Below are 26202 nucleotides of genomic sequence, written 5' to 3'. Positions count from 1 at the left end.
GGTCCGAGCAGGGGCCCACACCAGGGAGGGTATCGATGACAGCGCCGTTCCCGACGGGGCCGGTCGCCGGCGCCGGGTACGCGAACGCGGCCGCGCCGCCGGCGGGCATCGCCGTGCAGGGGCTGAGCAAGACCTTTCGCAACGTGCCGGCGGTGTCCGACCTGTCGTTCTCCGTCCCGCCGGGATCGATCACGGGCTTCCTCGGACCGAACGGCTCCGGGAAGACGACGACCCTGCGGATGCTGCTCGGCCTCGTGCGCCCGACGGCCGGGGTCGCACTCGTCGACGGGATGCCCTTCACCTCGCTGCCGCAGCCGGCGCGGGTGGTCGGCGCGGTGCTGGACGCGCAGAGCTTCCATCCCAAGCACACCGCCGGAACCCATCTCGAGGTGTACGCCGCCGCGATCGGCGCGCCGGCGAACCGGGTGCGGCGCGTTCTCGACCTGGTCGGGCTCGGCGCGGCCGCCCGACGGCGGATCGGCGAGTTCTCTCTCGGCATGCGGCAGCGGCTGGCCCTGGCCACCGCGCTGCTCGGCGAACCGCGCTACCTCGTGCTCGACGAACCGGCGAACGGCCTGGACCCCGAAGGCATGGCCTGGCTGCGCGACTTCCTGCTCGGCTACGCGCGTTCGGGGGGCACCGTGCTGATCTCGAGCCACATCCTGCGGGAGGTCGAGCAGACGGCCGACCATCTGGTGATCATCAGCCGCGGCATGCTCGTGCACCAGGGCACGACGGCGGACCTGCGGCACGCGCACCGCGCGCGGGTCCTCGTCGCCGCTTCCGACCCGGCCCGCCTGGCGACGGCGCTGGCCGCGGCGGGCCACACCGACGCGCAGGTGCAGCCGGACGGCCGGCTTGCGATCGTGGGGGTGGAGCCCGAGCGCGTCGTCGCGCTCGCCACCGGGCACGGCGTGACCGTGTTCGGGACGAGCGTCGAACACGCCGACCTCGAACAGGTGTTCCTGGCGATGACGGCTGGACAGTACGCGGGGGCCGCGCCGGGGTGGGGCATGCAGGGGTCGACGCCCCCGCAGCAGCCGCCGTATCCGGGACAGTTCCCGCCGCCCGGGCCGTTCCCGCCCGGGCAACCGCATCCGCCGACCGGCTGGGAGGGACCCCGATGACCGCGTTGCTGACGGCCGAGTTCCGCAAGGTCCTGGGCCTGCGCTACTGGTGGATCCTCGGCATCGCCCCGGTGGTGGTGGGCCTGTTCTCCGGTGCGCTGACCCTGCCGATCCTCGGCACGCTCGAGAGCCTCGTCGGCGAGAGCTTCGCCGAGACCGCCGCCGCCGCGATCGGGGTGAGCGTCGCGCTCGCGCTGGTGTTCCTGTTCGCGGCGCTGTTCGGGGTGGTCAACACGGGCAGCGAGTTCCAGCACCGCACCATCGTCACCAGCTTCCTGACCACCCGCGGCCGCGACGGGGTGATCGCCGCCAAGCTGACGACGGCGGTCGCGTTCGGGCTGCTGTACTGCGTGGTGGTCGAGGCCGTGTCGATGCTGACCATCCTGATGTTCGGCGGTGGTCTCGCCGGCGACGGCTCGGGTGCGGGCAGTGTCGCCGCGGTCCTCGGCGCCGGCCTGTTCGCCGCGATGCTCTGGGCCCTCATGGGCGCCGGGCTCGGCCTGCTCACCGGGTCGACGGCCGGCAGCGTCCTGGCGATCACCGCCTGGATCCCGTTCGGGGAGCTGATCGTCTCGCTGATCCTCGACGGCCTCGGGGCGGGCGCCCTCGCCCGGCTGCTGCCCGGGCAGCTCACCTGGTACACGGTCTTCACGGTCATCGACCTGCCCGAGGAGGTCGACCCGGCCGTGACGTGGCCGGCGGCGCCGCTGGGGCTGCTCGGCTGGACCGCGCTGATCTGCGGCCTGGGCTGGTGGCGCACCCGCACCCGCGACATCGTCTGAGCCGAGTCGACTTCGGCCGACGTGCGGGCACTACCGCGGTCGCGGGACGATCAGGACCGGGACTTCGGCCAACTCGAGAACCTTGCGGGTGACCGTGCCGACGTAGGGGCGCCCGGCTCCCCGTACGTCGGATCGGCCGATGACAATGAGGTCGCCTCCCCACTCACTTGTCTCCTCGAGCAGAAGTGCGGCTGGATCACCGTTGAGGCTGGTTGCCTCGGCTCGGACGCCCGCGCGCTCGGCCTGGGCACCGACATGGCGAAGTAGTGATGCCGCAGCCTTGCTGCGTCTGGTCGCCAGCTCGCTGTCGCGGCCCATCCTGGACAGAGCTCGGACGAGTTCGCCGTTGCTGATGACGTGGACGAAGCGAATGCGCGCGCCGGTCCGCGACGCGAGGTCGATTGCGCTGCGCACTGCGGCCAATGCTGCAGGTGAGTCATCGACCGCGACGAGGATCTTGTCGAACACGGAGTCCGTCATGGCTGTCCCTTGCCGGGATGGTCCCGCTCGGTTCCGGTCCGATTGTTCGCCGCCCAACGCAATCGCACACCGTCGGTGTGTTCCTCCTCGTCGAGTTTGAACTGCAGTTCGGCGATGGCCTGCTGCAATCGCGGTATCCACCGATCCTCGATGGCCCGGAGCCGACGTAGGGTGGCGGTCTCCTGGGTCTCGACAATGCGGACGGCCGCCTCGACGCCGGCCTGCTGGGCGGCGGCCTGCAACGCACGCCGATAGCAGTCCCGCGCCGCGAGGAGCGCCGCGTTATCCGCCGGCGGCGCGTCCGGCGGGGTGTCGGGCACGGTGCAGATCACTTGGGCCGGGTAGCGCACGCCGATCGACTGCTCCCAGATGATCTGGACCTCTGCAGGTGTGCGTGCGGCGGCGAGCCGGACCGACCGTTCCCCCCCGAGAAGAACGCCGCGCAACAGCCAGGTATCCGCCTCGCGGCTTGCGGCCTCCCAGGCTGCGGCCATCCGGTCCTGTTGCAACGTGAGATGTTCACGCTCCGCCCGGAGAATGCGCAACTTGTGGTCGAGCAGATCTGCACCCCGTTGCGCGGTGGAGAGCCGATGCTGGAGCCACAGGCGGCCGGCACGGCCGCGAGGGGTGTGCAGGACACGGGCCACGACGCTCACCGCCCCGCAACAGGTGCGGCGTACCGCGCATCGAGCAGGGGGTTCGGCAGCATCGTGAGCTCCCGGCGCGGGAGCCCCCGCAACGCCTCCCAGGCGCGGTCGAGAGTCTCGTCGAGCGACCGTGCCTCGTCACGGCGCTGGTTGAGCAGACGCTGCTCCACCGCGTGCTCGAAGGCCAGATACGAGCGGTCGATGGCGCTCAGCGCATCCTCGCCCACCAGCTCTGCCAGCTCACGTGCCTGGCGGGCCCGCGCCAGCGAGGCCGAGATCTGAGCGGCCACGTCGAGGTGGTCGTCCCGGGTCCTTCCCGGCCCGGCGCCTTTACGCATCAGCCTCGACAGGGAACTCAGCGGTTCCACCGGGGGGTAGATGCCGGCGTCGTACATGGTGGCGGAAAGCACGATCTGGCCTTCGGTGATGTATCCGGTGAGGTCCGGAACCGGGTGGGTGATATCCCCGGCGGGCATCGTCAACACCGGCAGCACGGTGACCGAGCCGGGTACGCCGCGGATGCGGCCGCACCGTTCGTACAGTGAGGCGAGGTCGCTGAAGAGGTAGCCCGGATACGCACGGCGGCCGGGTATTTCGCCCCTCGAGGCCGAAACCTCCCGCAGTGCCTCCGCGTAGGCCGTCATATCTGCCATGACCACGAGCACGTGCCGACCCATCTCGAAAGCGAGATACTCGGCGACCGTGAGCGCGATCCGGGGTGTCAGAACCCGTTCGACGACCGGGTCGTCGGCTGTGTTCAGCAACATCACCAGCTCTCCGGCGGCGGAGCGCGCCTCGAGGGCGTCTCGTACGGCGGCCGTGTCGAGGTGGGTCAGGCCCATGCCCGCGAAGACGACCGAGAACGGTGCACCACCCGCGGCGGCCTGAGCGGCCACCTGAGTCGCGAGTTCGAGGTGCGGCAACCCGGCAACCGAGAACAGCGGCAGCTTCTGCCCCCGCACCACGGTGGTCAGCGCATCGATGGCCGAGACACCGGTAATGACCGGCTCGGCGGGCGGCTCGCGATGCGTGGGGTTGAGCGGGAAACCCGAGACCGGGGCGCGACGTGTCCCGAAGATCGGTGCCCCACCGTCGACCGGTTCCCCCCGACCGTTGCAGACCCGTCCGAGCCAGCCCGGTCCTACCGGGATGTGCAGGGTCTCCCCGGCGAAGCGGACACGCGTGTCGCCGGGCCGGATACCTTCGGTTCCCTCGAGTATCTGGACGACCGCGAGGTCGCGGTCGACCTCGAGGACGAGCCCGTGACGTACCTCGCCCGAGCCCAGTTCGATGCGCGCAGACTCGTCCCAACCCACACCCGACACTGTGCGGACAACCAGCAGAGGTCCCCGCAACTCGGCCACATCGGTGTATTCGAGCGCACCGAACACGGCGGCCGGTGCGAGGGGCCTGACGTTCATCCCAGCTCCCCGAGTCGAGCCAGCATGGCGTCGAGATGCTCCTGGACACCCTGGACGTCGTCGGGGCCCGTTTCCTGTGCTGCACGTAGCAGGGGCCCGAAGTCCGTCTCCTCGATGGTCGTGGCGGGAACACCCGAATCGACCATGGCATCGCACCGGTCGACGACCGTGAGCACGGCATCGAGCAACGCCGCACCCTTCGCAGCCGAGCAGAAGGCATCATTGGGGCTCAGCGCACTCTGTTGCAGCACCCCCTCGCGCAGCAGCCGCCCGGCCAGCATGACCACGCGCTCCGAACCCGGCATCGCTCCGATGCCGACCAGGTCGGCGAGGGCGTTCAGCCGATCGGCGTCCGAAAGCAACGCGCTGACGCGCTCACGGTGGCGCGCCCATGACGGATCCCCGTTCCGCGCGTGCGACGACCCCAGCGCGCCGGCATCACGGGAGAAGGATCCGGACCATGCCACCGCCGGGTAGTGCCGCGCGTATGCCAGGTCCCGGTCGAGCATCCAGACCGAACGGACGAACCGCTGCGTGTGCGCGGTCACCGGCTCGGTCATGTCCCCGCCCTGGGGCGAGACCGCACCGATGATCGTGACCGAGCCGGTGCGTCCGCCGAGAGTGACGACATGCCCGGCGCGTTCGTAGAAGGCCGCCATCGCGGACGCGAGACCGGCGGGATAACCCTCCTCGACAGGCAAGGCTCCGGTTCGTGAAGCGAACTCACGCAGCGCCTCTGCCCACCGCGTCGTCGAGTCCGCGATCAGCACGACGTGATATCCCATGTCCCGGAAGTACTCGGCGACGGTGACGCCGGTGTAGATGCTGGCCTCACGCGCCATCATGGGCATGTTCGAGGTGTTCGCGATGACCACCGTGCGGAAACTGAGCCGGTCCCCGGTGCGGGGATCCTCGAGGGCGCCGAGTTCCTCGACGACGTCGGCCATCTCGTTGCCGCGCTCGCCGCAGCCGACGTAGACGATCACGTCGGCATCGCACCACTTGGCGATCTGCTGCAGCAGCATCGTCTTCCCGGTACCGAACCCGCCCGGCACGGCGGCGCTGCTGCCGCGGGCGACCGGGTACAGCAGGTCGAGGACCCGCTGCCCGGTGTGCAGTCCCTCCGCGGCATCGAGGCGCCGGCGGTAGGGCCGAGGCCGTCGGACCGGCCACGTCGTGGTGAGCGGGACGTCGACTCCGGCGATAGTCGCGACGACCGCGTCTGCTGTATAGGTGCCGGCCTCGGCCGCGAAGTCCACCACCCCGGCAGCGTCGGCAGGCACCAGGATCCTCGAGGGGAGATGCGTGTCGTGGCCGGCCGTTCCGAGCTCGTCGCCCGGCGACACGGTGGCACCCTCGGCCACCGACGGCGTGAAGTGCCAGCGCTGGTCGGTGGCGTCATCTCGTGCGGAGCCCGGAAGCAGCCAGGTGCCCGCCCGGGAGAGTGACCGCAGCAGACCGTCGAACACCGAGCCGAGAAGCCCGGGGCCCAGTCTCGCCGAGAGCGGCGCGCCCCGGGAAACGACGGGGGCGCCCGGGGCGAGACCACCTGTGTCCTCGTATGCCTGGACGGTGATCCGCCGACCCGTGATCGCCACGACCTCTCCGGGCAGCTTGTTCCTACCGAGCAGGACCACGTCGTACATCGCCACGCCCGGGAGCCCTTCCAGCTCGACCAGCGAACCCGATACCCGGAACACCGTCGCGCTCACGACGACCACAGCTTCTCGATATCGGGACCGATCAGATCGATCATGTGGTCGGCAAGTTCCGCAAGGCTGTAGAGGGCTCGCCGACCGTTCGCCTCGGCGAGCACACCGCCTTCAGCGGGCTCGCTCACCACGGCGTTCGCTCCGAGCACCGTGCGGGCGTGGTCGGCGAGACGGTCGCGCCACGGTCCGTAAGCGGGGTCGTCGCGAAGCGCGGCCAGAGCCTGCATCACCCGGGCACGCAGTTCGTCGTAGGCCTCACGTTGCGCGGCCAAGACGAGAGCCCGGCACCGGCGTCGAACCCGCGCACGCTCCGCGGCAAGGACCGCGGCGGCGTCGGACTCCCCCTGGGCCCGGGCTTCGGCGCGGATGGCGTCGGCTTCGCTCTGCGCCCGCGCAAGGATCGCCGCGGCATCGGCGTCGGCGTCGGCGAGTGTCCGGTCGGCGTCCGCCCGCGCCCGGGTCAGCAGTGCCTCTCGGACAGGGGCGAGCGGGTCGGCGAGGCCGGGCGTCGCGGCAGCGATCACGAGGGCATCACCACCGTGAGAGGGAGCAGCTTCGCAGTCCGGGCGGCGCCGAGGGCGCGGGCCGCCCGAGGAGTGAGGACGACGACCTCGACGTCGTCGGGCAGGCCGCTCCAGGCAACCCGAACCGTGTTCTCGTCCTCGGCCAGCAGGACCAGGGCGCCGGCGAGCGCGTAACCGGTCACCGCGGTGTGCTCACCGATCACGGCGACGCGTCCCATGGCGTCACGCTCGGCCGATGAGGATGATGGCGACGATCAGGCCGTAGATCGCGATGCCCTCGGCCAGTCCGACGATGACCATGGCGCGACCGAACAGTTCGGGCCGCTCGCTCATCGCGGCCAGCGCGGCGGACCCGGTGTAGGCGACGGCGATCGCAGCACCGATGGACGAGCCCGCCACCGCGATCGCCGCGCCGAGAAGCGCCGCCCATGACGCGGATCCGGATCCGCTCTCCTGTGCCACGCTCACCGCGGTGCTCGCCTCGGCTGCTCCGGTGCCGGCGGTGGCGGTCGCGACGAGCACCACGAACGCGGCAACGAACACCGCGGCATCGAGGCCGAGGAGGATTCTCAGGGCCGTTCGCCCGCGGCGCCTCAGCTGGTGAATCGCGGCGAACGCGGCGACGAGGACGGGTAGTGCGAGGAACCAGGTCGTCATGGCCTTCTCCCGAGGGTGGCGCCGGGTGGTACCGAGCTGTCGATGGGCTGGGAGTCTGCGGTGTGGTCTGTCGGCGCATGCCAGGGCCGGAAGGGTCGGCCCTCGCCGACGAAGACCCGGGAGAACAGTTCGTAGTACTCGAGACGCAGAGCCTGCACCCCGGCGACGAGTGCCTCGAGGCCGAAAGCGAGCGCGTTCCCGACGAGGAAGACGGCCACAGCCGCGACCATGAGGAAGCCACCCGATCTCCAGAGGCCGGTTGTTCCGTCCCACACGACCTTTCCGAGAGCGGCATGAGTGAGACCGAACGCCGCCAGGCGTGTGAAGGAGACCAGATTCGTGCCGACTCTCATCACGGCGTCGAAGACCTCGACGGACGCTTGGGTGATGCCTGCGGCGCCGCCACCGGAGGTGGCCAGGAAACCGATGTACACCAGGGCGACCCCAGCTGCCATGACGAGGGCGCCGACCACAACGAGCCAGTCGAGTGGGCCGGTCACCCCGAGGACGATCAGGCCGAGCCCGGCGAGAAGTGCCGCCCCGGCGATGCCGGAGGGGGCACTCAGCGCGACGGGCCAGCCTCCCTCGCGCCACCGGTTCACCGTGCCGAGGACCTGGGCACCGGCAAGTAGCACCGCGCCCAGTCCCAAGGCGACGGCCAGCAACGTCACAGGTTCCTCGAGTGGGGCCAGCCACAGCACAGGAACAACTCCGGTGGGCCCGAAGAACTCCCCGTAGAGCAGCCCGAACCCGATCGCGGCAAGACCGGACCCGACAACGAAGGGCCATACCTTGTGGAATCGGGCGAGCCGGCGTGGTCTGCCGGCTCGCATCAGGAGCCCGAGGACGACGAGCAGGGCACCGTGTCCCGCGTCCCCGAACATCATTCCGAACATCAGCACGTACACAATGCCGACAAGCATGCTGGGGTCGACGTCGGCGTACGGCACAGTGCCGTACGTCTCGACCAGTGGCGTGAACGACTGCCGCACGTTCTTTCCGCGGCGCAGCAATGTCGGGGGGTCCACGCCTCGTGGTGACGGGATCGGCACGACGCCGGCTCCGACGTCGGCCAGGCGTTTGGCCAGGCCGGGTAGCTCCGATGCCGGAACCCAGCCGGCGAGAGCGGCGATCTCGCCACGGACGACAGCGTCGTCGGCATAGGAGTCGAGTTCGGCCTCGCCCGCGAGCAGGTCGGCGCGACCCTCGCGTTCGAGGTTGTCGAGGTCGGGTGCGCCGGCACACAGGCGGGGCCCTGCTGCTCGGTCCTCGTCCGCGCCGAGGAGCCGGCGCCCGGCCGCACTTCCGGCACCACCTCCCGAGGTCGTGCGATCGATCTCGACGATGCCGGCGTCCGCGACTCGCACCAGCATGGTGCGCAGCATCACCGTCGGGGCGACAAGGGCCACCCGCTGCATCCGCACCGGTGCCGATACTTCACGCCACACCATCGAAGCCCTCCAGAGCCGATCCGGTGCCACCGCGAGCGGCCACCTCGAGCGCCGCGCGGACCCGCCATGCGTCCGCCGCCAACACTGCGAGGGCACCGACCACCGGTCCTCGGTCGTAGGTGGAACCGCGTAACAGTGCAAACCCGTCCTGCTCGACCCTGTGCCACCACGCCCCTTCTCCGCGCCGGAGGTCCTGGACCCGGTCGACGCCGTCGAACACCCACCTGGCGCCGCCCGGAAGATCTGCCCGCAGCCTCGCCAGGTGAACCGGGCGGCCGGACAATGCGCCGACGAAGGCCGGTCCGAGCACGTAGGAGGCACGCAGAGCCAGCGGCTCTGTCAGTCCTCGTTCCTCGAGGACGACCTCCTGGATCAGGAGCAGCGCCGCGCCGGCCCGCGCCCACCCGGCAGCTTCGGGGATTCCCCCGATCACCGAATCGGCCCACGCCAGCCGAAGACCGAGGTGGATCTCGCGCAGGGTCCGGCAACCACGCACGCGCCAGGGGGACGTTTCGAGCACCTCCGCCGCGGCGGCGGGCGTAGTCGTCGATGACAGACGCGACCACGCGGTGTCGAGCATCCCGAGACCGTAGGGCGGATCTGCCGGCTCACGTCGCGGCACGGACAGGTGGTGCGGGGTCGAAGGGTCCTCCTGCAGAGCCGAGAGGTGCTCGTCGAGATTGGCCACCTCGAAACCCGCTGCGAAGAGGCGTGCGACGTGCACGCCCTCGCGAGGAAGCCACCCCGCCAGAACCCGCATGTTCCACAGCAACGACGCACCGAGGGCGTGCTGGGCCTCGCCGAGACTCTGACCGGATTGCACGTCGTGTCCGTACGGAGTCGAAGCCAGTGCGGCGAGCGCCGGGCCGAGTCCTGCCGTGGTTGCCACAGCGCGCGCCCCGGCCGCACCGACCCGTCGCCTGGCCAGTGCCTTGGCGCGGACCACGCCCGCGACCCAGGACGTGCTCATGAACTGCCTTCCCCTGGCGCGTTCACGGCCGCCCTGATCGCGGACACCACACGGTCGACATACAACGGCATCCTCTTCGCGGCGCGGCTGCGCACCGCAGCAACGTCGACGTCGGCGGCGGCCAGGCTGGCGGCGCCTTCCTCCTCGACCTGCCGGGTGATACGAAGGGCGGCGTCTGCACGTTCCGCGGCCGCCTGCCGGTGCGCGGCGGCGACAAGGGCATTGGCGCGTTCCGTCGCCTGCTGTCGCCGTTGCTCGGCATCGCGCTGTGCCTGAGCACGGATCCGCGAGACTTCCTCCTGCACCGGGGCGAGCTGCGCAAGCACCGGCTCGAGCTCGGCGGACATCTCGGCAACCCGGTCCGCCGGTACACCCGTCGCCGTGGCGGCCCCAGGTGTACCGGCGGATCGGAAGCGCTGCAGTATGTCTCGGGACCTGGGCATATAGCCTCCGTGGCGGGCCTAGGCCCATGCTAGACGCGTTACTCGACGCCCACACCGCGATCGCAGCGGCGGTTCTCGCGGCGAAGGGGAGGTTGCTGCGGCATCGATCGAGTGGCGAGCGCAACAACCACCCTCTCGCCGCGCAGTCCTCCCGTGTCCCCGGCCGGCGCTAATGTCGGAAGACGATGGCACACGACGCGCGTTCCCCCGGTTGGATCCGTCGGCTGGGCGCGGAGGCCTGGCAGCATCGCCGCGTCGCGCTCGGCGCGCTGACCGTCACCGTCGTCGCCGCCCTGATCGACATCACGTTCCCGTTGCTCACCAAGCTGGCGCTCGACAGTGCCACCCATCCCGAGGGCCACGACCTGCAGCTGATCGGGCTGGCGGCGGCGGCGATCGCGGTGGGCGCGCTCGTGCGGTTCGGGTGTCAGTACGGCCGGCGGATGCTCGCCGGCCGGCTCTCGCTGGACGTGCAGCACGACCTGCGGCTCGGGCTGCTCGCCTCGCTGCAACGGCTCGACGGGCGCGGCCAGGACCAGATCCGCACCGGGCAGGTGGTGTCGCGCTCGATCACCGACCTGCAACTCGTCCAGGGCCTGCTCGCGATGGTTCCCATGTCGGCCGGGGCGCTGCTGCAGTTCACGCTGGCGCTGGTGATCATGGCGGTGCTCTCGCCGCTGCTGACCCTGGTCGCCCTCGTCACCGTGCCGGTGATCGCCGGCGTCGTCGCCGTCGTCCGGCCCAAGCTGTTCGCGGCGACGTGGTCGGCGCAGCAACGCGCGGCCGACCTGGCGCAGCACGTGGAGGAGACCGTCACGGGGGTGCGGGTGGTCAAGGGGTTCGGGCAGGAGGCCCGCGCCGTGGACCAGCTCGAACAGCACGGCCGCGCCCTCTATGCCGAGCGCATGCGCGCCGCCCGGATCAATGCCGCGTTCGCCGCCCCGATGAGTGCCATCCCGCAACTCGGGCTCGTCGCCGTGATCGCGCTCGGCGGCTGGCTGGCCCTGCAGGGCACCGTCACCGTCGGCACGTTCCTCGCGTTCGCCGCCTACCTGGCGACGATGACCGCGACGACGCGCACGTTGTCCTCGGTGGTGATCATGGCGCAGCTCTCCCGCGCCGCGGTCGAGCGGGTGTACGAGGTGATCGACACCGAGCCCGACGTCGCCGACCCGTCGCACCCGGTGCCGCTGCCCGACGGGCCGCTGGGGCTGGTCCTCGACGCGGTGACGTTCGGTTTCGAGTCCGGCCGGCCCGTGCTCGCCGGGCTCGACCTCGAACTGGCGCCGGGCGAGACCGTCGCCGTGGTGGGCTCCGCAGGCTCCGGCAAGACGGCGATGTCGCTGCTGCTGCCCCGGTTCTACGCCCCCGAGGCCGGCGCCGTGTACGTCACCACCGCCGACGGCGACAGAATCGACGTCGCCGACCTGCGCGCCGAGCAACTGCGCGAGGCGGTGAGCCTGGTGTTCGACGAGCCGTTCCTGTTCTCGGACACGATCGCGGCGAACATCGCGCTGGGCCGGCCCGAGGCGAGCGCCGAGGAGATCCGCGCCGCCGCGCGGGCGGCGTGCGCCGACGAGTTCGTCGAGGCGCTCCCCGACGGGTACGACACCGTCGTGGGAGAGCGCGGTCTGACGCTGTCGGGTGGGCAGCGGCAGCGCGTCGCGCTCGCCCGCGCACTGCTGCTCGACCCCCGGGTGCTGATCCTCGACGACGCAACCTCCGCGGTGGACGCGGAGACGGAGGCCGCGATCTTCGCGGCCCTGCGGGCGCGCCCGAAGCGCACCACGCTGATCCTCGCGCACCGGCGGTCCACGCTGTCGCTCGCCGACCGGGTCGCGGTGCTCGACGGCGGTCGCGTGGTCGACTCCGGAACCGTCCACGAACTCGAGGCGCGCAACGCCCTGTTCCGGGCCCTGCTCAGCGGCGACGAGGACGAGGCGCCCGAGCCGGACCGCACCGACGAGCACGCCGTCGACGCGTTGTGGCCGGAGGCGGCGCCCGGCTCCGATCCGGCCGTGGTGCGGGCGGCCGCACCGCAGGCGGGGCCGGGCGGGGGCGGCCGCGGCGGCGGTCCGATGACCGGCGCCCTCGGGTCGATCGCCCCCACGCCGGCGCTGCGCCGGGCGGTCGAGGCGTTGCCCCCGGCCACCGAGCAACCGGGGCTGGACACGGCACCGCTGCGGCGCCCCGACCCCGAGTTCCGCCTCTCCCGGACACTGCGGCCGGTGCGGTGGCTGCTGGCGGCGGTGGTGCTGTGCCTGGCGGTCGAGTCGCTGACGTCGATCGCGTTCCCGTCGATCGTGCGGTACGCCGTCGACCGCGGCGTCACGCCGGGCGAACCCGCGCCGCTGTGGGCGGCCACCGCCGTGGGCGCCGCGCTGGCGCTCCTGGCCTGGCTGGTGGTCGCGCTGCTCACCGTGCTCACCGCCCGCGCCGGCGAGCGGGTGCTGTTCGGGTTGCGGGTGCGCAGCTACGCGCACCTGCAGCGGCTGGGTCTGGACTACTACGAGCGGGAGCTGTCCGGCCGCATCATGACGCGGATGACCACGGACGTCGATGCGCTCTCGTCGTTCATCCAGACCGGGTTGTCCACTGCGGTGGTGAGCGTGCTGACGCTGGCCGGGATCTCGGTTGCCCTGCTCGCCACCGATCTCACCCTGGGACTGGTGGCGCTGGCGGTGGTGCCGCCGCTGCTCGCGGCGACGCTGTGGTTCCGGCGGGTGTCGTCCACGGCCTACTCGGTCTCCCGCGAACGCATCTCCCTGGTCAACGCGGACTTCCAGGAGAACATCACCGGGCTGCGGGCGGCCCAGGCGTACCGCCGGGAGGAGTTCGCGGCCCGCCGGTTCGCCGAGCGCGCCGATGCGTACCGGCGCAGCCGGATGCGCTCCCAGCGGGCCATCTCGCTGTACTTCCCGTTCATTGCGCTGCTGTCCGACCTCGCGCTGGCCGCGGTGGTGTTCGTCGGGGCCCGGGAGGTGGCGTCCGGGGCGACGACCGCGGGCGTGCTCGTCGCCTTCGTGCTGTACCTCGGCCTGCTGTTCGGTCCCATCCAGCAGTTGTCGCAGGTGTTCGACGGTTACCAGCAGGCCCGGGTGGGGCTGCGCCGGATCGGCGACCTGCTGCGCACCGAGAGTTCCCTCGAGACGGGCGGCACCGGCACGGTGCCCGTCCCGGGACACCTGCGCGGCGACGTGCGCCTCGCCGACGTCGGGTTCCGCTACGCGGGGGCCGAGACCGACGCGCTCACCGGCGTGGACCTGCACTTCCCCGCCGGCTCCACGGTGTCGCTCGTCGGCCGCACCGGCGCCGGCAAGTCCACGATCGTCAAGCTGCTGGCCCGGTTCTACGATCCGACGTCCGGCTCGGTGCGGGTCGACGACGTCGACCTGCGCGGGTATCGCCTGCCCGAGTACCGGGCCCGGCTCGGCGTCGTCCCGCAGGAGGCGCACCTGTTCACCGGCACCGTCGCGAGCAACATCGCCTACGGGCGGCCCGGCGCGGACCGCGCGGCCATCGAGGCTGCCGCACGCGCGGTGGGGGCCCTCGACATGATCGCCGGTCTGCCCGGCGGCATGCTGCATCCCGTCGGCGAGCGCGGGCAGGGCCTGTCCGCCGGGCAGCGTCAGCTCGTGGCGCTGGCCCGGGCCGAACTCGTCGATCCGGACCTGCTGCTGCTCGACGAGGCCACCGCGACGCTCGATCCGGGCACGGAACGCGCGGTGCTCGCGGCGGGCGAGTCGGTGACCCGCAGCCGCACCGCCGTGGTGGTGGCCCACCGGTTGGCCACGGCGGCTCGCTCCGACCTGGTTGTCGTGGTCGACGGCGGGCGCATCGTGGAGACCGGATCGCACGACGCACTGCGGCACGCCGGAGGCGTGTACACGACCCTCTGTGATGCGGCCCGGATGCGGGCAGGGAATAATCGGCTGTCGAGAACCGTCGTCGATGGGGATCCCATCGAATCAGAGATTGTGAGGTAGGTCTCGACCGTGGCAGAGCTTTTTTGTTCGTCACAGGCGCGGGCTAGCCTCATATACATAGGCACTCCGATCGGGTACCGAAGAAAGAAACGAGGCGAACAACTGCCGTGAGCAGCAGCTCTACTTCCCAGTTCGGGCAGAACCAGTGGTTGGTTGACGAGATGTACCAGCGGTTCCAGGACGATCCGTCGTCCGTGGACGCCAGCTGGCACGAATTCCTGACGGACTACTCCCCGGAGGCAGCGGTCGCGGGTGGCGCGAACGGTGCCACGCAGACCCAGCGTCCGGCGCAGAGTTCCGCCCCGACCTCCACCGAATCCGCCCCCGCCTCGAAGGCCGCCCCGGCCGAGGCTCCGCCGAAGGCCGCTACTGCCCCGGCGACGCCCGCTCCGGCACCCAAGGCGGCTCCCGCTCCGGAACCGGCCAAGCCGGCCGCCGCCGCCAAGCCGGCCCCCGCCAAGCCGGCCGCCGCTGCCAAGCCGGCCCCCGCGAAGCCCGCCGCGTCGGCCACCCAGGAAGAGTCCAAGGTTCTCCGTGGCGCTGCCGCTGCCGTCGCGAAGAACATGAACGCCTCGCTCTCGATCCCGACCGCCACCAGTGTGCGCGCCATCCCTGCGAAGCTGATGGTCGACAACCGGATCGTCGTCAACAACCACCTCGCCCGTACCCGCGGCGGCAAGGTGTCGTTCACCCACCTGCTCGGCTACGCCATCGTGCAGGCGGTGAAGGCGTTCCCGAACATGAACCGCCACTTCGCCGAGATCGACGGCAAGCCGAACGCGGTCACCCCCGCGCACATCAACCTCGGCCTGGCCATCGACCTGGCCGGCAAGGACGGCAGCCGTTCGCTCGTCGTCGCCGCGATCAAGAACTGCGAGTCGATGAACTTCGCGCAGTTCTACTCCGCGTACGAGGACATCGTCCGTCGTGCGCGCGACGGCAAGCTCACCGCCGAGGACTTCTCCGGCGTCACCATCTCGCTGACCAACCCGGGCGGGATCGGCACCGTGCACTCGGTGCCGCGGCTCATGCCGGGTCAGGGCGCCATCATCGGCGCCGGTGCGATGGAGTACCCCGCCGAGTTCCAGGGCGCCTCGGACGAGCGCATCGCCGAACTCGGCGTCGGCAAGCTGATGACGCTGACCTCGACGTACGATCACCGCATCATCCAGGGCGCGGAGTCCGGCGACTTCCTGCGGACCATCCACAACCTGCTGATCAGCGACGATTTCTACGACGAGATCTTCCATACGCTGCACATCCCCTACGAGCCGGTCCGCTGGCGCAAGGACGTGCCGGAAGGCGCGGTCGACAAGAGCACCCGCGTCCTCGAGCTGATCGCCGCCTACCGCAGCCGCGGCCACCTGATGGCCGACACGGACCCGCTGCAGTTCGTCAAGGACAAGTTCCGGTCGCACCCGGACCTCGACGTCACCACGCACGACCTGACCCTGTGGGACCTCGACCGCGAGTTCAACGTCGGCGGCTTCCACGGTCAGCAGCGCATGAAGCTGCGCGACGTGCTGTCGGTGCTGCGGGACGCCTACTGCCGCCACGTCGGCGTGGAATACACCCACATCCTCGACCCCGAGCAGCAGCAGTGGCTGCAGGACCGCGTCGAGGCGCACCACGTCAAGCCGACCGTGGCGCAGCAGAAGTACATCCTCAGCCGCCTCAACGCCGCCGAGGCGTTCGAGACCTTCCTGCAGACCAAGTACGTCGGCCAGAAGCGGTTCTCCCTCGAGGGCGCCGAGTCGGTCATCCCGATGATGGACGCGATCATCGATCAGGCCGCCGAGCACGAGCTCGACGAGGTCGCCATCGCCATGCCGCACCGCGGCCGCCTGAACGTGCTGGCCAACATCGTCGGCAAGCCGTACTCGAAGATCTTCACCGAGTTCGAGGGCAACCTGAACCCGGCCGCGGCCCACGGCTCCGGCGACGTCAAGTACCACCTCGGCGCCGAGGGCAACTACATCCAGATGTTCGGCGACAACGACATCAACGTCTCGCTCACGGCGAACCCGTCGCACCTCGAGGCCGTCAACCCGGTCCTCGAAGGCCTCGTGCGCGCCAAGCAGGACATCCTCGACAAGGGCGAGGGCGGCTTCACCGTCATGCCGCTGCTGCTGCACGGCGACGCCGCGTTCGCCGGCCAGGGCGTCGTGGCCGAGACCCTCAACCTCGCGCTGCTGCGCGGCTACCGCACCGGCGGCACCGTGCACATCGTCGTCAACAACCAGGTCGGCTTCACCACGGCCCCCGAGCACTCGCGGTCGTCGGAGTACTGCACCGACGTCGCGAAGATGATCGGCGCGCCGATCTTCCACGTCAACGGCGACGACCCGGAGGCGTGCGTGTGGGTGGCCCGGCTGGCCGTGGACTTCCGGGAGAAGTTCAACAAGGACGTCGTCATCGACATGATCTGCTACCGCCGTCGCGGACACAACGAGGGCGACGACCCGTCGATGACGCAGCCGGCGATGTACGACGTGATCGACACCAAGCGCAGCGTCCGCAAGAGCTACACCGAGTCCCTCATCGGTCGTGGCGACATCTCGCTCAAAGAGGCCGAGGACGCGCTGCGCGACTACCAGGGCCAGCTCGAGCGGGTCTTCAACGAGGTCCGCGAACTCGAGAAGTACAAGCCGGAACCGTCGGAGTCGGTCGAGCTCGACCAGACGCCGCCGGCGAAGCTGACCACCGCGGTCGACAAGTCGGTGCTCGAGCGGATCGGCGACGCGTTCGTGAACGTCCCCGAGGGCTTCTCCGTGCATCCGCGCGTCAAGCCGGTCATCGAGAAGCGCCGGGAAATGTCCCGTGAGGGCCACATCGACTGGGCGTACGCCGAGCTGCTGGCGTTCGGTTCGCTGGTCGAGCAGGGTGCCCTGGTGCGCCTGGCCGGTCAGGACTCACGCCGCGGCACCTTCACCCAGCGCCATGCGGTGCTCATCGACCGCAAGTCCGGTGCCGAGTACACCCCGCTGCAGCAGGTGGCGACCGAGGGCGGCAAGGGCGGGAAGTTCATGGTGTACGACTCGGCGCTGACCGAGTTCGCGGGCCTGGGCTTCGAGTACGGCTACTCCGTGGGCAACCCCGAGGCGCTGGTGCTGTGGGAGGCGCAGTTCGGTGACTTCGTCAACGGCGCGCAGTCCATCATCGACGAGTTCATCTCCTCCGGCGAGGCCAAGTGGGGTCAGCTCTCCGACGTGGTGCTGCTGCTGCCGCACGGCCACGAGGGCCAGGGCCCGGACCACACCTCGGGCCGCATCGAGCGGTTCCTGCAGCTGTGCGCCGAGGGTTCGATGACGGTGGCCATGCCGTCGACACCGGCAAGCTACTTCCACCTGTTGCGCCGCCATCACCTCGACGGCATCCGCCGCCCGCTGGTGGTGTTCACGCCGAAGTCGATGCTGCGCAACAAGGCCGCGGTCAGCGACCTCGAGGACTTCACCAGCGGCAAGTTCCGCTCGGTGTTCGAGGAGCCGCAGTACGAGAACGAGGGCGGCGACCGCGACAAGGTCACCCGCGTCCTGCTGACCTCCGGCAAGCTCTACTGGGAGCTGAAGGCGAAGAAGGACAAGGAGAAGCGGGACGACATCGCGATCCTGCGGATCGAGCAGCTGTACCCGGTGCCGCGTCGCCGCATCGCCGAGGCGCTCGACCGGTACCCGAACGCGCACGAGTTCTTCTGGGTGCAGGAGGAGCCGGCCAACCAGGGAGCGTGGCCGTTCCTGGGTCTGGCGCTGCCGGAGATGCTGCCCGAGAAGCTGTCGGGCATCAAGCGGGCGTCGCGGCGCGCGATGTCGGCTCCGTCCTCCGGCTCGAGCAAGGTTCACGCGGTCGAGCAGCAGGAGATCCTGGAGAAGGCGTTCGGCCGGTAGTCAGCGGCGGTAGCCCCGCGGTTCTCACGCGAGCCGGGTCGTGCCTGCCCTTCGGGGCGGCCGGCCCGGCTCGCGCCGTTTCCGGCCTCCCCGGGACGTGGCCGAATGTCACACGCGTTCAATCAGATCGAACCGCTGTGACATCCGGTGCGCCCGCGGCGAGGGCGAGCGCAGGCAGGGCGGCGACGGCGAGGTCGACGAATTCCTCGCGGGTGAGCTGCGCGTCCCGTAGCCAGGCGATCGTCGTGTCCTCGACGAACGCGATCCAGCCGCGCACGGCCAGGGCGACGGCGGGCCCGGCGTCGATGCCGATGCGGGGCAGGTACGCGACGGTGCGGTCGACCATGGCGGTGCGGGTGTCCTCGAAGACCTGCCGCATGTCCGGGTCCCCGCTCGCGGTGCCGCGCAGCATCGACAGGTAGGTGTCGCGGTGGTCGGTGACGTAGTCGACGTACGCGACGATCGTGCCGCGCAGCATCTCCAGCGGTTCGAGGCTGTCGTCGGGCGCGGTGCGCTCGAGCATGTCCCGGCTGGTGTGCCGGACGAGCTCGACGTGGAAGTCGTGCTTGGACGCGAAGTAGTGGAACAGCAGCCCGCGCGACACCCCCGCCTGATCGGCGATGTCCTCGACGGAGATCTGCTCGAGCGGCCGTTCGGCGAGCAACTGCACGCCGAGGTCGACGAGCTGCGCCCGCCGCTCGGCGGGACTCAGCCTGGTGCGCTTGACGCTGTTGCCCTTCACAGGTGCCATGCAAACATTATTGTTGAATCGCAGTCAACAAGCTATTGACCGGCACTCAGTATGGCCCTACGCTTATTTACATGAGTCTTCCGGTTACAGACACCATCGCCACCGATGCGCACCCGCGTCAGGTCGACACGCTGATCATCGGCAGCGGGTTCGCCGGACTCGGCGCCGCCGTCCGGCTGACCCGCGCCGGCAAGGACTTCGTGGTCCTCGAGCGCGGATCGGAGGTCGGCGGCACCTGGCGCGACAACTCGTACCCGGGCGCCGCGTGCGACGTCCCGTCCAACCTGTACTCCTACTCGTTCGCCCTCAACCCGGGCTGGACACGGTCCTTCTCCCCCCAGCCCGAGATCCAGGCCTACATCGCCTCGGTCGCCGACAGGTACGACGTACGCCGGCGCACCGTGTTCGGCTGCGACGTGCAGACCGTCCGCTGGAACACCGCCACCCACCGCTGGGACGTGCGGACCACCAAGGGTGCGTTCGACGCCCGGATCGTCGTCTCCGCCGTCGGGGCGCTGTGCGAGCCGTCGCTGCCCGACATCGAGGGCATCGAAGGGTACCGGGGCGAGATCTTTCATTCCGCCCGGTGGAACCACGACGCGGACCTGACCGGCAAGCGCGTCGCCGTGATCGGCACCGGAGCCTCCGCGATCCAGATCGTGCCCGCCATCGCCGGCAAGGTCGCCCACCTCGACGTCTACCAGCGCACCGCGCCCTGGGTGCTGCCTCGCGCCGACCGCGAATACACCCCCGTCGAGCGGCTCGCGTTCCGCCGCGTACCCGGGTTCCAGCGCCTGTCCCGCGCCCTGCAGTACCTCACCCGCGAGACGCAGGTCGTCGGCCTGGCCAAGGCACCGGTGTTCATGAAGCCGCTCGAGTTCGCCGCCCGCACGCACATCCGCCGCCAGATCACCGACCCCGAGCTCCGCCGCAAGGTCACCCCGAACTTCCGGATCGGCTGCAAGCGGATGCTCATCTCGAACAACTACTATCCCGCGCTGGCCCGGCCGAACGTCGACCTGATCACCGACGGCATCGCCGGGGTCACCGCGGACGGCATCGTCACCCGCGACGGCACCACCCGTCAGGTCGACGCCATCGTCGTCGCCACCGGCTTCCACGTCACCGACTCGCCCACCTTCACCGGCATCTTCGGCAAGGACGGCCGCAGCCTGGCCGACGTCTTCGACGCTACCGGCATGCAGGGATACAAGGGCGCCGCCGTCGCCGGCTTCCCCAACATGTTCTTCCTCGTGGGACCGAACACCGGCCTCGGCCACACCTCGATGGTGTACATGATCGAATCCCAGCTGAACTACCTGGTGGACGCGATCGAGACGATCGACCGCCACCGGATCGGCACCATCGAGGTGCGCCCGGAGGTGCAGGGTGAGTACAACCGCAACCTGCAGGACGCCCTGAAGCGCAGCGTGTGGAGCAACGGCGGCTGCGCCAGCTGGTACCTCGACAAGCACGGCAACAACACCACCCTGTGGCCGAGCTTCACGTTCGAATTCCGCCGTATCACCAGGCATTTCGACCTGGACGCCTACCGCAGCGTCGCCGCGGCGGACCTCCCCCCGGTCCCGGCGCCGACGCCGGCGACCGTCCGTGACACCGATGAGACCGACAGCCGGAAGGTGGCAGCGCAGTGAGCGAGTTCGCAGGAAAGGTCGCCGTGATCACCGGCGCCGGATCGGGCATCGGCCGTGCCCTGGCGCTCGAGCTCGCCCGGCGCGGCGCCCGGCTGGCCCTGTCCGACGTCGACACCGTCGGGCTGGACGAGACCGTGCGCCGGGCCCGCGACCTCGGCGCCGAGGTCAAGGCCGACCATCTCGACGTGACACAGCGCGAGGCGGTGCTCGACTACGCCGCCGCCGTCGCCGTCCACTTCGGCCAGGTCAACCAGGTCTACAACAACGCCGGCATCGCCTTCCACGGCGAGTTCGAACGCTCCGAGTTCAAGGACATCGAGCGGATCATGGACGTCGACTTCTGGGGCGTGGTCAACGGCACCAAGGCGTTCCTGCCCCACGTCGTCGCGTCCGGGGACGGCCACATCGTCAACGTCTCGAGCCTCTTCGGACTGCTGGCCATCCCCGGTCAGAGCGCCTACAACTCCGCGAAATTCGCCGTCCGCGGCTTCACCGAGGCGCTGCGCCAGGAGATGCTGATCGCCCGGCACCCCGTCAAGGTCACCTGCGTGCACCCCGGCGGCATCAAGACCGCGATCGCACGCAACGCCGCCGTCCCGGCCGGCGACGACCAGGAGTCCTTCGCCCAGTTCTTCGACCGCAAGCTGGCCCGCACCAGCCCGGAGGACGCGGCCCGCACCATCGTCGAGGGCGTGCGCAAGGGCAGGGCCCGGGTACTCATCGGCGCCGACGCGAAGTTCCTCGACGTCTGGGTGCGCGTGGTGGGCCCGTCCTACCAGCGTGTCGTCGCATTCGTCAGTGGCCGCTTCGTGCCTAGGGGCTAGGGTCGCGGACATGCCCCAGCTCCCCCTGCCCCTCGTGCGGGCCGCGGTGCGGCCGGCCTACCGGCTCGCCCTCAACGCGCGGCTGCCGTACCCCGTCCAGCGCCGGCTGCTCGCGCTCGTCGCGCCGATCCAGACCCTGCCCGAGGGCACGGTGGTGCAGCAGGTCACGCTCGCGGGCCGGCCCGCCGAACGCGTCACCGTCGGCGCCACCGAACGTCCCACCGCGGTGCTGTACCTGCACGGGGGCGCGTACACGGTGGGTTCGCCCGCCACGCACCGGTCCTTGGCCGCACACCTGGCCGCAGCGGCGGGTTCGGCGGTGTACGTGCTCGACTACCGGCTGGCCCCGGAGCACCCGTACCCCGCCGCGCTGGACGACGCGGTCGGTGCCTACCTCGAGCTGGTGACCGAGCACGGCGTGACCCCGCAGACCGCCCCGATCGTCGGCGACTCGGCCGGTGGCGGCCTCACGGTCGCGACGGCGCGCCGGCTGATCGACCGGCACGGGGTGCGGCCCGCCGCCCTCGGGCTGATCGCGCCCTGGGTCGATCCCGCCTCGCGGGACTTCCCCCGCGACCGGGACACGGTCCTCAACGCCGCCTGGATCTCGGCGTCGGCGCGGGCGTATCTCGGCGACCGCGACGCCTCCGACTCCGGCTACGCGCCGCTGCGCGGAGATCTGACCGGCCTGCCGCCGACGCTGATCCACGTCGGCACCAGCGAGATGCTGTACCCGCAGGTCACCGGGTTCGCCCGGAAGCTGCGCGAGGCGGGGGTGGACGTGACGGTCACCGAGCAGCGCGAACTGTGGCACGTGGCCCATCTGCAGGCCGCTCTGGTGGGCGAGGCTGCCGACGCGGTGGCACAGCTCGGCGCCTTCGTGCGTTCACACGTGCTCGGTGAGCCACGCCTGCGCGACGACGGCTGAGTCCTCGCCGCCGCCGACCCGTTCGAGCATCTCGGCGAGGTCGGCGGTGGTCAGCTCCCCCGCGACGAGGCTCAGGGCCTCGAGCTGACGTTCCTCGAGGCCCTGCTTGCGGAACACCGGGACGACGTTCTGCGCGGTGAACACCGGTGGCTCCGTGCCGGTTCCGTCCTCCGGGGCGGTTCCGGGCGCGCGGTCCGGCGCATCCTTCAGCGCGACGCCCGTCGCGTCGCGTGCGGCGGCCGAAGCGGTCGTCAGCGCAGCCACGCCCTCACCGTCCGCGGCCGCGTGCCGCGCCGCGTCGCCGTCGCCGGTTTCGACACGGCCGGGGACGCAACCCCTTTCGGCCATGTCCCGCAGGCCGTCGTTCTCCTCGAATCCGCCGGTGACCGTCACGGTCAGTTCGCCGCACCGGCCGACGAGCCCGGCCAGCTCGGTGGTACCGAGCCGGGCGGCGGTGGCGTCGGAGACGAACAGCACCGAACGGTCCTGCGCGGCAGCGTAGTCCGTGACCGCCATGTCGTCGGGCAGGGATCGGGCGAGTGCCTCGAACACGTCCTCGGCGTCCGTGTCCGTCGCAGCCGGAGCGAAGTACCGCAACAGCCGTCCGGTGTAGTCCGGCACGAGGGTCACCTCGGCCGCGTCCAGCGCGGCGAGGTAGTCGGCGCGGCCGCCGAGCCCGGTGCGCAGTTCCGTGCGGGTCCCGCTACCGGCCAGGGCGCCCGCGTAGATCCGGGCGAGCAGTTCGCTCGCGGCGTCGTCTCCGGCGCCGACGACCACCGTGGCGGCGTCCGCCGACTCGTCGAGGACCGACGGCCCGCACCCGGTCAGCACCGCGACGGCGACCACCGGTCCGGCCACCGTCCGAATGAATCCCTCGCCCCGCAGTCCCCGGCTCCTCGCGTTCCACACGATGCCCATCCTCGCGCATCCCCGGAAAGCCGAACGCCCCGGTGCGGAACCTGGGTGCGGGCTCCGGCCGGGGCGTGCGGTCGATCGCGTCAGTCGGTGACGCCCTCGGCCCGTGCCGCGGCCGCGACGGCCTCGGCGACGGCGGGCGCCACCCGCGGATCGAGAGGGCTCGGGACGATCTTGTCCACGGCCAACTCGTCACCGACGACCGAGAGGATGGCCTCGGCGGCGGCGAGCTTCATGCCCTCGGTGATGCGCCGGGCACCCGCGTCGAGCGCGCCCTTGAACACACCGGGGAAGGCCAGCACGTTGTTGATCTGGTTCGGGAAGTCGCTGCGGCCGGTCGCGACGATCGCGGCGTGGCGGGCGGCGACCTCCGGGTGGATCTCCGGGTCCGGGTTCGACAGCGCGAACACGATCGCGCCCTCGGCCATCTCCGCGACGATCTCCTCGGGCACCGTGCCGGCCGAGACGCCGATGAACACGTCCGCGCCGTCGAGGGCCTCGATCAGCCCGCCGTGCCGGCCGGCCGGGTTGGTCCGCGCGGCCAGGTCGACCTTGACCTCGTTCAGGTCGGTACGCTCGCGCGAGACGATGCCCTTCGAGTCCAGCACGGTCACGTCCGCCGCGCCGGCGGCGAGCAGGATGTTCGCCACCGCGACCCCGGCGGCGCCGGCGCCGGAGATGACGATGCGCAGCCCGGACAGCTCGCGTCCCTGCACCTTGGCGGCGCCCTTGAGCGCGGCGAGCGCCACGATGGCGGTGCCGTGCTGGTCGTCGTGCATGACCGGGCAGTCCAGCGCCTCGATGACGCGCCGTTCGATCTCGAAGCAGCGCGGGGCGGAGATGTCCTCGAGGTTGACCGCGCCGAAGCTCGGGCGCAGCCGGATCAGGGTCTCGACGATCTCGTCGGGATCCTTGGTGTCGAGTACCAGCGGGATCGAGTTCAGGCCCGCGAACTTCTTGAACAGGGCGGACTTGCCCTCCATCACCGGCAGCGACGCGCGCGGGCCGATGTCACCGAGACCGAGCACCGCCGAACCGTCGGAGACGACCACCACGAGGCGGTTGGTCCAGGTGTAGCGGTCGGCGAGGGTCTCGTCGGCCGCGATCGCGCGGGAGACCTGCGCGACGCCGGGCGTGTAGGCGATCGACAGATCCCGCTGCGTCTCGAGGGGTGCGGTGAGTTCGACGGACAGCTTGCCGTCGATATGGCTGCTGAAGATTTCCTCGTCGGTCAATTCGACCTTCCGGGGGGTAGGTGCATCAGACACGATTGACACGATGACACTCCTGCTCGAGCCGGAACCACTCGGGTTCCGGTTACTGCGAAGTAGCTGCGCGACGGACATCGGGTGCAGCGCTTCGCCAAGGACATTTCGGTGAAGCTTCCGGGCGCGATCACGGTTACCGCTGTACAACGCTGTACGACTTCCGGAGCGTGATGGCGCCGAGGCGGGTGAGCCCTGGCGACGAGCCCTCTACAGGGTCTGCCATCTTCGTCCGGCTTCGGGGCGGTGGCACCGACGCCGGATTGAGGAAAAGTTTGCCACCTTCACAAGCCAACAATCAAATCGGTATTTCTTGCGAATGTCTCACGTTTTTCCCCGCTCACCTGTGAGTTTGGACAGTCGAGCCGGAATGTCGACCGCGCGATCGGGGCCGTTCCGAGGCAAAAGCCCGAGATGCCGAGCGGTTACCTACCGGTAACGGACGGGGCGCGAAACGTCAGCCCCACCACTGGGTGAACATCAGGACCGCGCCCGTGAGATAGACCACACCAGCCGCCACGGCGGCGGCGAGCCCGCGCCGGCGGTCCGCGAACATCTGCGCGGCCGACGCGACGACCACCGCGACGACGTGCGCGGACAGCGACGCCGAACCCGGTCCCGGGAAGTCCCGCTTGTCGCCCAGGTACTGCGCCGCCCACACCACCACCGTCAGGACGATCACCGCGCCGCACACCACGCCCGACAGAGCCCGCAGTCCCCGCACGACGAGCCCGTCCCGCCCCGGCGCCCCGCGACGGGACAGCGCTGCCGTGGGGGCGCTGTAGGGGTCGCGGCCGGTGTCGTCCGCGTAGTAGTCGTCGTACCCGTCGGCGCGGTCGTGGCGTCGCGCAGGGCGGCCCCAGTCGGTCATCCCTCGAGCACCTCGATCCCGGTGGCACGGGCCGTCAGGGCCTCGAGCGCCTCGGGGTCCGTCGTGTACCGGCCGAGGGGGACGGCCTTGTTGCCGCCGTGGTAGTCGGAGGACCCCGTCACGAACAGGTCGAGCTTTGCCGCCATGTCCCGCATGAGCCGCGCGTCGGCCGGATCGTGGTCCGGATGGTCCGCCTCGAGGCCACCGAGGCCCAGTTCGGCGAGCTCCTCGATGTGGTCGAGCGCGAGCAGCCGCCCGCGCGAGCGGGCACGGGCATGTGCCACGACGGTGACGCCGCCGGCCGCGGCGACCATGCGCACGGCGTCCGACAGCGGCGTGTCCGCCTTGGTGACGTAGTAGCGGCCCCGCGACGAGAGCAGGTCGGCGAAGGCGGCCTCGATGCTCGGGACGACACCCGCCTCCACCAGCGCACGCGCGAGGTGGGGCCGGCCGGCCACCGGGCCGGCGGCGGTGACGATCCGTTCGGGGTCGACGGGCAGCCCGTCGTCGGCCATTCGCTCCGCCATCGCCCGGATGCGGGCCACCCGCTCCGCCCGCAGGCGCTCCCGCTCGACCGCGAACGCCTCGTCCCGCGGGTCGAACAGGTACGCGAGCAGGTGCACCGCCACGGGCCGGCCGTCCTCACCGCGTCCGGTGCACGACATCTCCATGCCGCGGATCAGCCGCAGCCCGCCGGGCAGGGCGTCGGCCGCCGCATCCCAGCCGGCGGTGGTGTCGTGGTCGGTCAGGGCGACGACGTCGAGCCCGGCCTCGGCGGCGGCGCGAACGAGCCCCGCCGGGGTGTCGGTCCCGTCGGAGGCGAGCGAGTGGGCATGCAGGTCGATACGCACCCCACCAGTGTGTCAGGTGCCGTCGCGCGGCCCCGGCGGACGGCCCGGGGCGGGTTAG

General features: G+C 70.9%; 22 protein-coding genes. 7 read left to right on the top strand and 15 right to left on the bottom strand.

Annotated elements, in window-relative coordinates; translation table 11 throughout:
• The first annotated feature begins 35 nt into the window (after window positions 1–35).
• Both G6038_RS03280 and G6038_RS03275 read left to right on the top strand, forming a co-directional pair.
• Window positions 36–1127 (top strand): ABC transporter ATP-binding protein, encoded by a 1092-nt coding sequence (locus tag G6038_RS03280; RefSeq protein WP_165035901.1) that lies wholly within the window; start codon window positions 36–38, stop codon window positions 1125–1127.
• Window positions 1124–1909 (top strand): ABC transporter permease, encoded by a 786-nt coding sequence (locus tag G6038_RS03275; protein ID WP_165035900.1) that lies wholly within the window; start codon window positions 1124–1126, stop codon window positions 1907–1909. Before G6038_RS03280 ends, G6038_RS03275 begins: the two co-directional genes overlap by 4 nt.
• Before the next feature lie 30 nt (window positions 1910–1939).
• On the opposite strand, the gene G6038_RS03270 is transcribed toward G6038_RS03275, so the two are convergent.
• The 10 genes from G6038_RS03270 to G6038_RS03225 are packed head-to-tail and all read right to left on the bottom strand — an operon-like array spanning window position 1940 to window position 10118.
• Window positions 1940–2389 (bottom strand): universal stress protein, encoded by a 450-nt coding sequence (locus tag G6038_RS03270; protein ID WP_165035899.1) that lies wholly within the window; start codon window positions 2387–2389, stop codon window positions 1940–1942.
• Window positions 2386–3036 (bottom strand): V-type ATP synthase subunit D, encoded by a 651-nt coding sequence (locus G6038_RS03265; RefSeq protein ID WP_165035898.1) that lies wholly within the window; start codon window positions 3034–3036, stop codon window positions 2386–2388. The genes G6038_RS03270 and G6038_RS03265 overlap by 4 nt, the downstream gene beginning before the upstream one ends.
• 5 nt (window positions 3037–3041) lie before the next feature.
• Window positions 3042–4457, bottom strand: a complete 1416-nt coding sequence (locus G6038_RS03260; protein WP_165035897.1) for a V-type ATP synthase subunit B — start codon at window positions 4455–4457, stop codon at window positions 3042–3044.
• Entirely contained in the window at window positions 4454–6178 is a 1725-nt protein-coding gene (locus G6038_RS03255; RefSeq protein WP_165035896.1) for a V-type ATP synthase subunit A, read from the bottom strand. The genes G6038_RS03260 and G6038_RS03255 overlap by 4 nt, the downstream gene beginning before the upstream one ends.
• Window positions 6166–6693: a hypothetical protein gene (locus tag G6038_RS03250; RefSeq protein ID WP_165035895.1), complete on the bottom strand. Its 528-nt coding sequence runs from the start codon at window positions 6691–6693 to the stop codon at window positions 6166–6168. Before G6038_RS03250 ends, G6038_RS03255 begins: the two co-directional genes overlap by 13 nt.
• Entirely contained in the window at window positions 6690–6911 is a 222-nt protein-coding gene (locus G6038_RS03245; protein WP_165035894.1) for a hypothetical protein, read from the bottom strand. The genes G6038_RS03250 and G6038_RS03245 overlap by 4 nt, the downstream gene beginning before the upstream one ends.
• A 4-nt stretch (window positions 6912–6915) precedes the next feature.
• Window positions 6916–7350, bottom strand: coding sequence for an ATP synthase subunit C (locus G6038_RS03240; RefSeq protein WP_165035893.1), 435 nt, complete (start codon window positions 7348–7350; stop codon window positions 6916–6918).
• A complete protein-coding gene (locus G6038_RS03235) occupies window positions 7347–8801 on the bottom strand; it encodes a V-type ATPase 116kDa subunit family protein (RefSeq protein ID WP_240918276.1) in 1455 nt (484 codons plus the stop codon). The genes G6038_RS03240 and G6038_RS03235 overlap by 4 nt, the downstream gene beginning before the upstream one ends.
• Entirely contained in the window at window positions 8788–9771 is a 984-nt protein-coding gene (locus G6038_RS03230) for a hypothetical protein (RefSeq protein ID WP_165035892.1), read from the bottom strand. Before G6038_RS03230 ends, G6038_RS03235 begins: the two co-directional genes overlap by 14 nt.
• Window positions 9768–10118: a hypothetical protein gene (locus tag G6038_RS03225; RefSeq protein WP_165035891.1), complete on the bottom strand. Its 351-nt coding sequence runs from the start codon at window positions 10116–10118 to the stop codon at window positions 9768–9770. Before G6038_RS03225 ends, G6038_RS03230 begins: the two co-directional genes overlap by 4 nt.
• A gap of 281 nt (window positions 10119–10399) precedes the next feature.
• Between G6038_RS03225 and G6038_RS03220 the strand changes: the two genes are divergently transcribed.
• Window positions 10400–14200, top strand: coding sequence for an ABC transporter ATP-binding protein (locus tag G6038_RS03220; RefSeq protein ID WP_165035890.1), 3801 nt, complete (start codon window positions 10400–10402; stop codon window positions 14198–14200).
• Between the two features lie 107 nt (window positions 14201–14307).
• The gene (locus G6038_RS03215; protein WP_165035889.1) at window positions 14308–18084 is read left to right on the top strand and encodes a multifunctional oxoglutarate decarboxylase/oxoglutarate dehydrogenase thiamine pyrophosphate-binding subunit/dihydrolipoyllysine-residue succinyltransferase subunit; all 3777 of its coding nucleotides are present in this window, start codon (window positions 14308–14310) and stop codon (window positions 18082–18084) included.
• A 118-nt stretch (window positions 18085–18202) separates the two neighbouring features.
• On the opposite strand, the gene G6038_RS03210 is transcribed toward G6038_RS03215, so the two are convergent.
• Window positions 18203–18835: a TetR/AcrR family transcriptional regulator gene (locus G6038_RS03210; protein ID WP_165035888.1), complete on the bottom strand. Its 633-nt coding sequence runs from the start codon at window positions 18833–18835 to the stop codon at window positions 18203–18205.
• Between the two features lie 71 nt (window positions 18836–18906).
• On the opposite strand from G6038_RS03210, the gene G6038_RS03205 reads away from it, so the two are divergent.
• Genes G6038_RS03205 through G6038_RS03195 form a run of 3 tightly spaced genes read left to right on the top strand, consistent with a single transcriptional unit; the run spans window position 18907 to window position 22242 of the window.
• Window positions 18907–20490: an NAD(P)/FAD-dependent oxidoreductase gene (locus tag G6038_RS03205; protein ID WP_165035887.1), complete on the top strand. Its 1584-nt coding sequence runs from the start codon at window positions 18907–18909 to the stop codon at window positions 20488–20490.
• Window positions 20487–21314, top strand: coding sequence for an SDR family NAD(P)-dependent oxidoreductase (locus G6038_RS03200; protein ID WP_165035886.1), 828 nt, complete (start codon window positions 20487–20489; stop codon window positions 21312–21314). The genes G6038_RS03205 and G6038_RS03200 overlap by 4 nt, the downstream gene beginning before the upstream one ends.
• Window positions 21315–21324: 10 nt before the next feature.
• Window positions 21325–22242 (top strand): alpha/beta hydrolase, encoded by a 918-nt coding sequence (locus tag G6038_RS03195; protein ID WP_165035885.1) that lies wholly within the window; start codon window positions 21325–21327, stop codon window positions 22240–22242.
• Here G6038_RS03195 and G6038_RS03190 read toward each other — a convergent pair.
• The 4 genes from G6038_RS03190 to G6038_RS03175 form a co-directional block, all read right to left on the bottom strand.
• The gene (locus tag G6038_RS03190) at window positions 22201–23160 is read right to left on the bottom strand and encodes a glycine betaine ABC transporter substrate-binding protein (protein WP_165035884.1); all 960 of its coding nucleotides are present in this window, start codon (window positions 23158–23160) and stop codon (window positions 22201–22203) included. The genes G6038_RS03195 and G6038_RS03190 overlap by 42 nt on opposite strands.
• A gap of 80 nt (window positions 23161–23240) precedes the next feature.
• Window positions 23241–24434, bottom strand: a complete 1194-nt coding sequence (locus G6038_RS03185) for an NADP-dependent malic enzyme (protein WP_165035883.1) — start codon at window positions 24432–24434, stop codon at window positions 23241–23243.
• Window positions 24435–24879: 445 nt separating this feature from the next.
• Complete coding sequence (locus G6038_RS03180) at window positions 24880–25293, bottom strand: hypothetical protein (protein ID WP_165035882.1); 414 nt, start codon at window positions 25291–25293, stop codon at window positions 24880–24882.
• Window positions 25290–26144, bottom strand: coding sequence for a PHP domain-containing protein (locus G6038_RS03175; protein ID WP_165035881.1), 855 nt, complete (start codon window positions 26142–26144; stop codon window positions 25290–25292). The genes G6038_RS03180 and G6038_RS03175 overlap by 4 nt, the downstream gene beginning before the upstream one ends.
• Window positions 26145–26202: the final 58 nt, after the last annotated feature.

The organism is Rhodococcus sp. 14C212 (genome assembly GCF_011058195.1).
GTDB lineage: Bacteria > Actinomycetota > Actinomycetes > Mycobacteriales > Mycobacteriaceae > Rhodococcus > Rhodococcus aetherivorans.
Note: the sequence above shows the minus strand (reverse complement) of the source record. Positions and strands in the feature narration are given on the sequence as shown.